This is a genomic window from Stenotrophomonas sp. Steno-C15, from assembly GCF_056393265.1.
The window spans coordinates 138,827-150,794 of sequence record NZ_JBWJPF010000005.1; the positions used below are offsets into that span (position 1 = coordinate 138,827).

The 11,968-nt window shown below is 68.4% G+C and carries 12 protein-coding genes; 2 read left to right on the top strand and 10 right to left on the bottom strand.

What is annotated here, in order from left to right:
• Positions 1–35: 35 nt before the first annotated feature.
• Both AC06FB_RS06575 and AC06FB_RS06580 read left to right on the top strand, forming a co-directional pair.
• Positions 36–1,163 carry a metallophosphoesterase gene (locus tag AC06FB_RS06575; protein WP_322522843.1) on the top strand — a complete coding sequence of 376 codons (1,128 nt, stop codon included), beginning with the start codon at positions 36–38 and terminating at the stop codon, positions 1,161–1,163.
• A 115-nt stretch (positions 1,164–1,278) separates the two neighbouring features.
• Positions 1,279–2,559 carry an MFS transporter gene (locus AC06FB_RS06580; protein WP_065182383.1) on the top strand — a complete coding sequence of 427 codons (1,281 nt, stop codon included), beginning with the start codon at positions 1,279–1,281 and terminating at the stop codon, positions 2,557–2,559.
• Between the two features lie 4 nt (positions 2,560–2,563).
• On the opposite strand, the gene AC06FB_RS06585 is transcribed toward AC06FB_RS06580, so the two are convergent.
• The 10 genes from AC06FB_RS06585 to mdcA form a co-directional block, all read right to left on the bottom strand.
• The gene (locus AC06FB_RS06585) at positions 2,564–3,511 is read right to left on the bottom strand and encodes a nucleoside hydrolase (protein WP_322522842.1); all 948 of its coding nucleotides are present in this window, start codon (positions 3,509–3,511) and stop codon (positions 2,564–2,566) included.
• 142 nt (positions 3,512–3,653) lie between these two features.
• On the bottom strand, positions 3,654–4,373 hold the full coding sequence (locus AC06FB_RS06590; RefSeq protein WP_065174583.1) for a GntR family transcriptional regulator: 720 nt from the start codon (positions 4,371–4,373) through the stop codon (positions 3,654–3,656).
• 59 nt (positions 4,374–4,432) lie between these two features.
• The gene (locus tag AC06FB_RS06595; RefSeq protein WP_053516216.1) at positions 4,433–5,788 is read right to left on the bottom strand and encodes an SLC13 family permease; all 1,356 of its coding nucleotides are present in this window, start codon (positions 5,786–5,788) and stop codon (positions 4,433–4,435) included.
• A gap of 106 nt (positions 5,789–5,894) precedes the next feature.
• Positions 5,895–6,815, bottom strand: a complete 921-nt coding sequence (gene mdcH / locus AC06FB_RS06600; RefSeq protein ID WP_065182382.1) for a malonate decarboxylase subunit epsilon — start codon at positions 6,813–6,815, stop codon at positions 5,895–5,897.
• A complete protein-coding gene (mdcB, locus tag AC06FB_RS06605) occupies positions 6,812–7,669 on the bottom strand; it encodes a triphosphoribosyl-dephospho-CoA synthase MdcB (RefSeq protein ID WP_478053482.1) in 858 nt (285 codons plus the stop codon). Before mdcB ends, mdcH begins: the two co-directional genes overlap by 4 nt.
• Complete coding sequence (gene mdcG / locus AC06FB_RS06610; RefSeq protein WP_053516207.1) at positions 7,666–8,307, bottom strand: malonate decarboxylase holo-[acyl-carrier-protein] synthase; 642 nt, start codon at positions 8,305–8,307, stop codon at positions 7,666–7,668. Before mdcG ends, mdcB begins: the two co-directional genes overlap by 4 nt.
• Entirely contained in the window at positions 8,300–9,010 is a 711-nt protein-coding gene (mdcE, locus tag AC06FB_RS06615; protein ID WP_478053483.1) for a biotin-independent malonate decarboxylase subunit gamma, read from the bottom strand. Before mdcE ends, mdcG begins: the two co-directional genes overlap by 8 nt.
• Complete coding sequence (locus tag AC06FB_RS06620; protein WP_478053484.1) at positions 9,007–9,915, bottom strand: biotin-independent malonate decarboxylase subunit beta; 909 nt, start codon at positions 9,913–9,915, stop codon at positions 9,007–9,009. The genes mdcE and AC06FB_RS06620 overlap by 4 nt, the downstream gene beginning before the upstream one ends.
• Complete coding sequence (gene mdcC / locus AC06FB_RS06625; protein WP_053516201.1) at positions 9,912–10,232, bottom strand: malonate decarboxylase acyl carrier protein; 321 nt, start codon at positions 10,230–10,232, stop codon at positions 9,912–9,914. Before mdcC ends, AC06FB_RS06620 begins: the two co-directional genes overlap by 4 nt.
• Before the next feature lie 10 nt (positions 10,233–10,242).
• Positions 10,243–11,886, bottom strand: coding sequence for a malonate decarboxylase subunit alpha (gene mdcA, locus AC06FB_RS06630; RefSeq protein WP_065174588.1), 1,644 nt, complete (start codon positions 11,884–11,886; stop codon positions 10,243–10,245).
• Positions 11,887–11,968: the final 82 nt, after the last annotated feature.

Here is an 11,968-nt window from a genome sequence, read left to right on the forward strand (position 1 = left end):
ATGGCGGGCTCTTGTCTTCGTCCAGGAACGTCGCAGTGCTGAGTACGATTGGTTTGCTGATGGGCGTGTATGTGGCCCTTCGCCTGTTCTGGCCGCTGCGCCTGCCCGTGTGGTTGAAGGTACTGCTGTCCCTGCTGCTGGTCGCCATCGCCGTCCAGCTGCGGATCGTGGCCACGTTCTGGGGCACGATGGCCTCGCCGGAAATCCCCAAGCTGGCCATCGCCGTGCTCGCCACCGGCTCCACTGCGGTACTGCTGCTGGCACTGGTGATGCTGGTAATGGACGTGGGCCTGCTTGGCGCGTGGGCTCTGCGCAGGCCCCGTGTGACCGCAGCGCTGCGCGCGCCGTGGCTGCGCCCGGGCGCAGGCCTGCTGGCTCTGCTGGTCAGTGCCTGGGGCGTGAGCCAGGGCATGGCGGTGCCCAAGACCCGACAGATCGAGGTGGCCATTGCCGGCCTGCCTGCCGCGTTCGAGGGTTACCGCGTACTGCAGCTTACCGACATCCACGCCAGCCGCCTGCTGACCGGCGACTGGGTGCGTCAGGTCGTGGCCGAAAGCAATGCCCTGACGCCCGACCTGGTCGTCATCACCGGCGACCTGATCGATGGCACCGTGCAGGCACGGCGCAATGACTTCCGGCCCCTGGGTGAACTGAGGGCGCCGGACGGGGTGATCGCCATCACCGGCAATCACGAGTACTACGCCCAGTACAGCGAATGGATGCAGGCGTTCCGTGCGCTGCACATGCAGGTGCTGGAGAACAGCCACGTGCAGGTGCGGCGGGGGGATGCAGCGATGACGATCGCCGGTGTTACCGATCCGGTGGCCGCGCGCTATGGCCTGCCGCTGCCCGATCTGGAGGCGGCGCTGGCGGGTGCGGATCCGGCCGCCCCGGTGATTCTGCTCGACCACCGCCCACGCAATGCGAAGGACGCGGCCGCACGCGGGGTCAAGCTGCAGCTGTCCGGCCATACCCATGGCGGCCAGATCCTCGGCATGGACCAGCTGGTGAAGCGTGCCAACGGCGGTTTCGTCTCCGGACGGTACCGCGTCGATGACATGACGCTGTATGTGAGCAACGGTGCGGGACTGTGGGCCGGCTTCCCGGCACGCATCGGCGTGCCCTCGGAGATCACCCTGATCACCCTGCGCCGCGCACCCTGAGCCGTCTGCGGTCCGCGCCCGTCGTGCAGCGGGTCCACCGTGCCGTCACCCGCGTGGTGGCACCCTGCGCACGGACCGCAGACAGGGAAACGATGGTGGCGAAGGCGAACAGGCGATGAGTGCGACACAGCAGCGCTCGATGTGGGTCGCCGGCCTGTCCACCGTGGTGGAGTGGTACGACTTTACCCTGTACCTCTATTTCGCCACGGTGCTGTCGCGGGTGTTTTTCGGCGGCGGCGAACAGGCGATGCTGGTCACCCTTGCGGGATTTGCCGTGTCCTACCTGATGCGCCCACTCGGCGCGCTGTGCTTCGGTCACCTCGGTGACCGCTTGGGGCGGCGCTGGATGCTGCTGGCCTCGATGGCGCTGATGGCTGCAGCCATGCTGGCCACCGCGCTGCTGCCTACCGCCGCGACGGCGGGCACGACGGCGGGTGTGCTGCTGCTGGTGCTGCGGTGCGTGATGGCATTCTCGGTGGGCGGTGAATACACGGGCGTAGTCGCCTATCTGCTGGAAAGCGCTCCGGCACGCCGGCGTGGACTGGTGACCTCGTTGGCCTCGGCGGCCAGCGAAGTGGGCGCGCTGCTGGCGGTGGCGATCTCCGCACTGACGGTCGCGCTGCTGCCGCAGGTACAACTGGACAGCTGGGGATGGCGCATTCCGTTCTTCGTCGGTGCTGCACTGGCGCTGGTCATCCTGATCGCGCGTTCGGGCATGCATGAATCGCCGGAGTTCGAGCGGCAGCGTCGCGAGGGCAGCATTCCTGCCACGCCGCTGCGCCACGTGCTGCGCCACCATCCGCAGGCGGTAGCGCGCACCTTCGCCATTTCCGCGCTGGGCTCGATCACCTACTACGTCGGCATCACCTATGTGCCCGCGTTCCTGCACGCACAGGGGCACGACGAGGGCGACGCCCTGTGGCTGTCGACGATCGCGGCGGTGGCCGTGATCGCCATCACTCCCTTGTGCGGTGCGTTGTCCGATCGCTTCGGCCGGCGCCCGCTGCTGTTGGGCCTGACGGTACTGGCGGCGTTGCTGCCGCTGTCGTTGTTCGGCTGGATGGCGCATACCACGCCGTTGGGTATCGCCGTGGCTGCGGTGCTGCTGGCCTGCGTGGCCGGTGGCGTGAGCGCGGTCGCGGCACCGGCCACGGCCGAGCAGTTTCCGGGCGAGGGCCGGGTAAGCGGGCTGGCACTGGGCGTGACCATGGCCACGGCGGTCTTCGGCGGTGCGACACCGTGGCTGGCGCAGTGGTGGGTGGAGCGCAGCGGCTGGGCGGCGGCACCGGGCGCGATGATCGCGCTGGTCGCATTGCTGGTGTTGCCGGTGCTGTGGACGCTGCCGGAAACGGCATCGACGCGGAAGACCCGCCCTGGCAAGCAGGGCGGATCCTAGCCGGTCACACCTTCAGCGTCTGCTCGATGTCGGCCAGCACGGCGGCGGCATCCACGCCAATGGCAATCGACTGCACCACGTGGCCGTCCCATACGCTGGGGCCGAATGCCAGGCCTTCAGGCTTGGGAATGGTCATGCCACGGGCGACGCCGTCGGTGGCCACGCGCACGCTTGCGCGCTCGAAGCGGAACAGCTCCGGGCGGGTGAGCGCGATGCAGGCGCAGCAATCGTGCACGACCATGCCCTTGTGGCCGGCCTGCAGGTAGAAGTCCACGTAATCCTGCGACAGCGCACGCACCAGTTCGGCATCGGCACCCCCGACCGCAGCCAGTTTGTCCAGGCCGTCACGGTTCATCTCGACGCGGGTGGTGACATCCAGGCCGATCGCGGTGACCGGCCACTGTGCGGTGAACACCACGTCGGCGGCTTCCGCATCGCCCCAGATATTGGCCTCGGCGGCCGGGGTGATGTTGCCGTTGACGTGGAAGGCACCCCCCATGATGACCACGCCACGCACCAGGCCGGCGATGTCCGGCGCCTGCTGCAGGGCCAGGGCCAGGTTGGTCATGCGGCCGACCGCGACCAGCGTGACCTCGCCTGGATGGGCCCGCACCAGATCGATGATCAGCTGGTGCGCAGGACGAGCGTCGGCGGTCACGTCCAGCTGGGCAGGCACCGGGTGATTGCCCAGGCCATTGTGGCCGTGGATGTGCACCGGCCAGGCTTCCGGCGTGGCATCGGGCTGCAGGGGGCCCGCCGCGCCACGCGCGACCGGCGCAGTCAGCGCCCAGGCCTGCTTCAGGTACAGCGCGTTGTGGGTGGTGGACTCCACCGAGGCGTTGCCGAAGGTGGTGGTAACGCCGATCAGGTCGATCTGCGGATGCTTGTGCAGGTACAGCAGGGCCAGGGCGTCGTCGACGCCCGGGTCGGTATCGAAAATGACTTTCAGCATGTTGTTGTTCTTCTTCTTCCGTGTGGTGCGGGGGGCCCCGGCGGCCAAGAGGCAGGCCGGCGCGCGCTACATTGTCCCATCTTCATGACAGGCAGGGCCATTGGCGGGGCGGCGGGCCACGCCCGGCGGGGCGACAGCTCGCTCAGGCACCGCCTTCGGTCGGCAGCGGCGCCGGTACGTTCAGCAGGCCCCCGGCCGCCACGTAGGCGGCCAGTGCCTGGCCCTGGCTGAGCAGGTGCCGTTCCATCGTGCGCTCTGCCGCGTCGGCATCACGGCGACGGAAGCACTCCATCAGCTCGCGGTGCTCGGCCAGCGACTGCGCAGTGCGTCCGGGCGTCAGCAGCTGCCGGCCGCGATGCATCTTCAGGATGCGGTGCAGGTCGTGGGTGATGCGGATCAGCCACGGATTGCCGGCATAGTGCTGCACGGTTTCGTGGATGAGGTAGTTGTTGCGGTAGTACTCGGCGATGTTGCCGTCAGCCGCCGCCGCTTCCATCGCGGCATGCAGGGATTCCAGCTGGGCCACGCCCGCATCATCGATATGCCTGACCGCCTCATGCGCGCAGCGGCCCTCCAGCATGGCCATCACCGGGAACAGCTGGTTGAGGTCCTCCAGCGTCAGCCGGGTTACCCGGCTGCCGCGCCCGGCGTCGATCTGCACCAGGCCTTCGGCTGCCAGCAGCTTCAACGCCTCGCGCAGCGGGGTGCGGCTGATGCCCAGTTCACTGCACAGCGCAGGCTCGTCGATCCATTCGCCGGGGGGCAGGCGATAGTCATAGATGCGCTCACGCACATGTTCGGCGACCTCCTCGTACAGAGGGGCGCGCTTCTTCGGGGACCGTGGAGCAGGGGCGATGGCCATTGGCAGAGTGTACCCGCTGGCGGTAGTGCCGGCCGTCAGCCGGCACGACCGGTCATCGCCTACATCCAGCCCGGCACCACGAACACCAGCCAGGCCAGCAGCGGCCCCAATGCCACCACCAAGCCGCTGTAGACCAGGAAGCGACGGAACAGCGTCTCGCGTTCTTCCTTCGCCGCCGATGCCACGACCAGTGCACCGTTGGTGGAGAAGGGGCTGACATCGACGATGGTGGACGACACTGCCAGTGCGCAGATCACGCCGGCTGCACCCAGGTGCCCCTGCATCAGGAACGGCACCGCCAGTGGAATCGTTGCGCCGAGCACCGCCGCGGACGATGCGAATGCGGAGACGATACCGCCGACGTAGCACACCAGCAGAGCGCCCAGCAGCGGAATGCCGATGTTGGAGACCCCGTTGCCGATGAAGTCGACCGCGCCCGCATGCTCCAGCACGCCGATATAGGTCACCACGCCACAGATCAACAGAACGGTCGACCAGCTGATGCCATCCACCGCACCCTTCTGGCTCTGCGGCGAGAGCAGTGCCAGCGCCACTGCGACGGTGATCGACACCAGGCCGACGTTGAGGTTGTAGATCAGTGCCGCCACGCCCAGGCCGAGCAGGCCGACCAGGGTGAACAACCGCTCCCGGGTCAGACCCACTGCATCCAGCGCCGCCGGATCGTTGCTCAGGGTGCCGCCGCCGGCCGCCACCAGCGCGCCATGGCCTTCGATGGCGAACTGCCGCGACGACGCCTGCGGACCACCGGCCATTGCCAGTTCCGCACCGCCCGCGGTAATCGAGCCACGTCGCATCAGCGCGATGCCGCCGAAGGCGAGGAAGCAGATGATCGCCATCATGAAGTTGAAGCCGAGGCTGGTCAGGAACACTGCCATCTCGGTGACCTCCAGCCCGGCCTTCTGCACCACGCCATTGGTGATGCTGCCGTACACGCTGATCGGCGAGAAGCCGCCGGCCTGCGCACCGTGGATGACCAGCAGGCCCATCATCAACGGGTTGATGTTGTACTGCTTGGCGAAGCGCAGCGCGACCGGACCGATGATCGCCACCGCTGCCGGGCCGAGGGCGCCGAAGGCGGTCAGCACCGCGGTGACCACGAACATCACCCACGGAATGGCCACGATGTGGCCGCGCACCGCGCGTACCGCCCAGTGCACCAGCAGGTCGATGGTGCCGTTCTTCTGCGCGATGGCGAACAGGTAGGTGATGCCGACCAGGGTCAGGAACAGATCGCCGGGAAAGCCGGCGAGGACTTCCTTGCCACCCATGCCTACCCAGACACCACCGATGATGAAGGCCAGTGCGAAGGCCACTGCGCCCATGTTGATCGGCAGTGCGGTGGCGACGATGAACATGATCACCAGACCGATGATCGTTGCGATTTGTGGACTCATGCGCCCTCCCAGACACGTGGCTCACGTACAGCGCGGATGGAGACCCGCCATCCCCGGGGTAAGGCGACGTACTGCAGTGTTGCGTGATACGTACTGCTCGAACCCGTTACTGCAGGCGCTGCAGCGCACTGCGGACCCATGCCGCAGCGCCATGCAGGCTCTGGAACTCTTCCACCGCGCGGAACTCGCAGCAGGGATAGGACGGCGCGACCATGCGTGCGAGCGCATTGCCCGGGCCCAGCTGCAGGAACACTCGCGCGCCGCGCTCGAAGGCCTGCCGCATCACCTGTGCCCACTCGATGGTCTGTGCCAGCTGTGCCGACAGGCTGTGCACCGCCGTTGCGGCATCGCGCACGGGCCGTGCATCGACGCCCGCCAGCAGCGGCAGGCGGGGTGCCCGCATGCCCGAGCGCTCCAGCGCGGCGGCGAAGGGCGCCACCGCAGCCGCCAGCAGGGGCGTGTGGGCAGCGACGTGGACCGGCAACGGACGCACCTGCGCACCGAGCGCGTGCGCCGCATCGGCCAGCGGCTGCAGGGTGTGCCGGATGCCTCCCACAATGAAGTGATCCTCGCCGTTGACGATGGCGATGTGGGTACCCTGCGCATCGCACAGCGCTTGCAACGTCGTACGATCCAGGCCCAGCACCGCCAGCATGCCGGCGCCTGCCGCGCTGGCACCGTCCATCAGATGCGCGCGCTGTGCCGACAGGGCCAGGCAGCTGCCAGCGTCGAAGGTGCCGGCAATGGCATGCGCCGCCAGTTCGCCGATGCTGTAGCCGGCCACCACGGTCGGCACCGGCAATGCATCGCGCAGGGCGTGCCACTGCGCCAGACTGGCCGCGCACAGCAGCGGTTGTGCCTGCGCATTGTCGAACCGGTCCTCGGCCGCAGCAGCGGTGAACACGTCGCGCTGCAGCACCTCGCTGGCGGCGAGCAGCACGCCATGCGCGGCGTTGTTGCCGCGCACGTGATCGAACATCGCAGCATGCTGGGCACCTTGTCCCGGACAGAGCAGGGCCAGCATCACGCCTGCTCCTGCAACAGCAGGAAGACGCTGCAGGCCAGCAGATCGGCGCTGCCACCCGGGCTGAGCCGGCGTGCGACGAAGGCATCGCCGATGTCCTGCAGGCGGGGTCGCCAGCCGGCGGCAAAGGCACCGCCGGCGTCGAGGAATCCGCGTGCCTGCTGCTGGGCCCAGCGCAGTCCGGCAACACCGCCCCGATGCAGCAGGTTCAGATCCTCGACCTCTGCGACCAGATGCATCAGGGTATGGGCCAGTGCAGCTTCGCGTGGCAGCCCTGCGCCCAGCGCATGGCGCAGTGCCGGCAGGGCCAGCCCACGCAGCAGGGGATATCCAGCGGCCGCCTGCTCGCGCACGCCGGGTACGCCGTGACGCGCGCGCGCGCGCTGCCCCGGACTGTTCACATCCAGGGGCGAGGTGGCGAAGGCGTCCGCCCATTGGCAGACCGCCTGGCATACCTGTTCACCTGTCGCGGCTCGGCCCAGACGCGTGCGGCACGAGGCCGATGCCGCCACCAGCAAGCCCAAGCTGAAGATCGCGCCGCGGTGGGTGTTGACGCCGCCTGTGGCGCGCAGCATCGCCGCTTCGGCGGCCAGGCCGTGGTCGCGCAGCCGATGGAACGGCGCTTCGGCGGCGCCATCGCGGGCAACCGCAGTGAAATAGTGGCGCAGGGCAAACAGGCTGCGCAGGAACGTACCAGCGTCCATGTCGTCATGGCTGCCGCTGTCGAACGGCGTGACCAGGCCGGGTTTGGGCGCACAGGCCAGTTCGGCATGCAGCGCGGCGATCGCCATGCGGCCGAGGCGTGCACTGTCGAGTGCGGCGCTGCGGCCGGCAAGGCGCGGCGCGACGGCGTTCATGCGGCCACCCCGCTGCCCTCGAATAGACGGTGGCGTGCTTCCAGGGCTGCGCCGTCAAGGCGTTTGACCAGCAGTTGACGGCTGCTGCCGGCGTACTCGCGCCAGTTCACCGCAGCGCCACGGGCCAGGCACAGCTCGCCGTCGACCCGCTGCGGATGCTGCGCTTCCCACGCCCGCAGCCGAGTCACCAGCGCATCGGCCCGTGCCGCATCCGGGACCTCCCAGAGCAGGTCGATATCGGAACGGTCATGCACATAGGGCAGGCCAGTAACGTGCTGCCAGGCGAATGCGCCGAACACACGGGCCGGCGCGAGCGTGGCGAGAGCGTGCAACGGTGCCTGCCAGGCGGGGCATACGCCTGCCGCCAGGATGTCGCTCAGTGCCGGCGGCGCCTGCCGACGCTGTACATCCTGCAGCGGCACCCGCAGTGCAAGCCGCTGTTTGCCTTCGCCCGGTGGCAACGGCACACCCAGCCGCAGGCGGGAATCGGGGTCGTCTGCCGCGCGTCGCGCGACCATTGCCGGCAATCCCTGCGCGAACCATGCGGCGAGCCGCGGTTCCTGCGCAGCCACATCGGCCCGCCAGTCGGCGTGGGCCGACAACCAGACCAGCGTGTGGCGGGCCAGACGCTCAGGCATCGCCGTTGGCCACCGCGCCCGCGACGGCAGCCGCCTGCAGGCGGCCCCCCCGTTCGGCACCCAGTGCGGCACGATGGTCGCCGTCGGCCGGCGCGCGCAGGGCATCCAGCAAGGCCTGCGCCAGCTCGCCCGACCACAGCGACCGTACCGCACCCATCGCCACGTAGTTTTCCACCCCGGGTGCGAACACCGGCGAAGTCAGGCTCAGCGCCTGCAGCTTTTCCAGCGGTTGCTTGGTTACGCGAGCCATCGCCCGCAGGTCCATCACCCGAACCTGGGCATCCGGCAGCGCATGGATCGTGTCCGCCATCAGGCCGAACGAGAGGAAGCCACCGCTGACCGACTCGCCATGGGCCAGGGTCACCAGCCGTGCGCCGCGTCGCCGCGCGACGTCCAGGCATTGCGCGAGGTGGGCGAAGTAACCGTTGATGCCGAGCAGTTCGTCGCGGCGCGAAAGGCGTTGGCCTGCGGTATCCACCAGCATCACGATCGGTCGCTGCGGATGTGCGGCGGTGCTGGCGAGTACTGTTGCCGCCAGTGCCAGCGCATGATCGACACCGACTTCCAGCTTGTCAGTGGTGCCGATGACCGTGACCTCGCCATCTTCGGTACTGGCGCTTCCCGTCAGCACGGAATCGTGCACGCTTACGTCGTGGCCGCGCGGGAACAGCGCGTCAAGCAGGGGCTGCAGCGGCGCGGTCATGGCAGTTTCCTGTGGGCGGTGGCGGCGAGGAACGCGTCGGTGTCCAGCAGCGGCAGGCGCTCGGGATCATCGATTCCCTGGCGTGCCCAGATCTCCAGACCATCGCGGCAGTCCCCCCAGGCCTCTGCCCGGGCCTGCAGGGCGGCATGTCGCTGCTGCAGCGCGGCCAGCGCGGCATCGGCGTCTGCGCTGGCGGCGTCTGGCTGCAGCGCCTCGAATGCGGCCTGGGCGAATGCATCGATGGCATCGGGAACCAGAACCTGCGCCTGGTCGATGAGGTAGCGGTGCTTGCCGCCTGTCACCCGCCATACGAGGGCACGGTCACGCGAGTCGAACTCCTCTACGCCGCGCACGGTCTCGATCACTTCCGGCCCGGACAGCGACAGTCGCCCTTCCTCGGACATGATCACCGTGGTGCAGCAGCGGGCGACGATGCCCATGCCGCCGAAGGCGCCGTTGCCGCTGCCGATGAGGGCCACCACCGGCACGCCGGTGGCGCGCGCGTCCAGGGTCGCGCGCATGATCTCGGAAATGGCGATCAGGCCCGCATTGGCTTCATGCAGGCGCACGCCGCCGGTGTCGAGCAGCAGCAGCACACCGTCGGGCCTGTGTTGCGCGGCCTGGCGCAGCAGGCCGGTCAGCTTGGCGCCATGCACTTCGCCGACACCGCCCCCCATGAATTCGCCCTGCTGTGCAGCAATCAGCACACGCCTGCCACGCAGCGAGGCTGCACCGACCACGATGCCATCGTCGAACGCGGCGGGTTGGTCCAGCTGTGCCAGGTGCGGGCTCATGGCGCGCCGGGCCGGCCCGAGATACTCGGTGAACGATCCGGCATCGACCAGCCCGGCGATACGGGCACGGGCATCGGCCTCGTGGTAGCTGCGTCGTTGCATCGGATTCATCGCGGTTCTCCGGCGAGCAGTGTCTCCACCGCCTGGTCCAGGCGCAGGCTGACCACCGCCGGGGTGGCACCGGCATCGTTGATCGATACGCGCACGTCGCGCAGCGGATGCCGCCGGGCGAAATCACCGATGACCGCCTGCCAGATGGTGCCGAAGCCCTGCGCGGCGGTGACGACATGTACGGTCATTGCGCCGTCCTGCGCGGCAGGTTCCAGCAGGACTTCCAGATTGCCGGACGCCAGCACGCCCACCAGCACCGCGTCGTGCGGGAACCGCACCGGGGTTCTTCCGTCGAATCGATAGTCGAGGGTTTCCATCGCGTGCCCCTTACCAGTTGCGGAAGCGCTTGGGCGGGTCGTAGAGACCGCCGGACCAGCGCACCAGGTCTTTCACCGAGCGCGCGGCCAGCAGGTCACGACTGGCGTCGCGCACCGAAATGCCGAGATCCTCCGGCCGCCGGATCACGCCCCGGTCGCGCAGGTTCTCCACCATCGCGCGATCGCGGCCCAGACCGACCGTGGTGTAACCGGCCACGCCGCGGATCGCCTGTTCGCGCTCCTCCGCGGTGCGGCACAGCAGCAGGTTGGCGATGCCTTCCTCGGTCAGCACATGGCTCACGTCATCGCCGTAGATCATCACCGGTGGCAGCGGCATGCCAGCGCGTTCGGCCAGCGCCCACGCATCGAGGCGGTCAACGAACGCGGGTGCCATGTGTTCGCGGAAGGTCTCCACCATCTGTACCACCAGCTTGCGCCCGCGTGGCATCTCGCCCGGGCGTGCGGCCTGCTGGCCGGCCTTGATCCAGGCGTCGCTGGCATGACGGCGGCCGCGCGCATCCGAGCCCATGTTCGGCGCGCCACCGAAGCCGGCGATGCGGTCGCGGGTGGCGGTGGAGCTGTTGCCCTGCAGGTCGACCTGCAGCGTCGAGCCGATGAACATGTCGCACGCATACAGGCCGGCGGTCTGCGAGAACGCGCGGTTGGAGCGCATCGAGCCATCGGCGCCGGTGAAGAACACATCACCGCGCGCGGCGATGTACTTCTCCATGCCCAGTTCCGAACCGAACGAGTGCACGGACTTCACGAAACCCGACTCGATCGCGGGAATCAGCGCCGGATGCGGATTGAGCGCCCAGTGCTGGCAGATCTTGCCCTTCAGGCCCAGCGATTCGGCATAGGTCGGCAGCAGCAGTTCGATCGCGGCCGTGTCGAAGCCGATGCCGTGATTGAGCCGGTTCACACCGTATTCGGCGTAGATACCCTTGATCGCCATCATCGCCATCAGCACCTGGATCTCGGAGATCTGTGCCGGGTCGCGGGTGAACAGGGGTTCGATGTGGTTCGGGCGCGGTGCCTGCACGACGAAGTTGACCCAGTCGGCGGGGATATCGACGCGGGGGAGGGTGTCGACGATCTCGTTGACCTGGGCGATGACGATGCCGCCACGGAAGGCGGTCGCCTCGACGATCACCGGCGTGTCTTCGGTGTTCGGCCCGGTGTAGAGGTTGCCGTCGCGGTCGGCGGCCTGCGCTGCGACCAGTGCCACGCGCGGCGTGAGGTCGATGAAGTAGCGGCCGAACAGTTCCAGGTAGGTGTGGATGGCCCCGATCTGGATCCGCCCTTCGGCCACCAGGTTGGCCAGTCGCACCGATTGCGGGCCTGAGAAGGAAAAGTCCAGCTTCGAGGCAATGCCCCGCTCGAACACGTCCAGATGCGAGGGCAGCGACAGCACCGACTGCACCATGTGCAGATCATGCACGCGGGCGGGGTCCAGCCCGGCAAGGCATTCGGCCAGGAAGTCGGCCTGCTTCTGGTTGTTGCCCTCGAGGCAAACCTTGTCGCCGGGTTCAAGCAGGGCGTGCAGCAGCTCGCCCACATCGTCGGCGGCCACTGCACGGCCTCTGCTCCAGGGCGCAGCCCGCTGCAGACGTGCCTGGCGGCTGCGTTCCAGCGTGTCCCAGCTCGGGTTCATCGACCGGCTTCCGATTGGCGTTGAGATAATTACGCCATAATTACGAAAGGCGACGCAACCTGCAGCGCAGCAAAAAGAACGG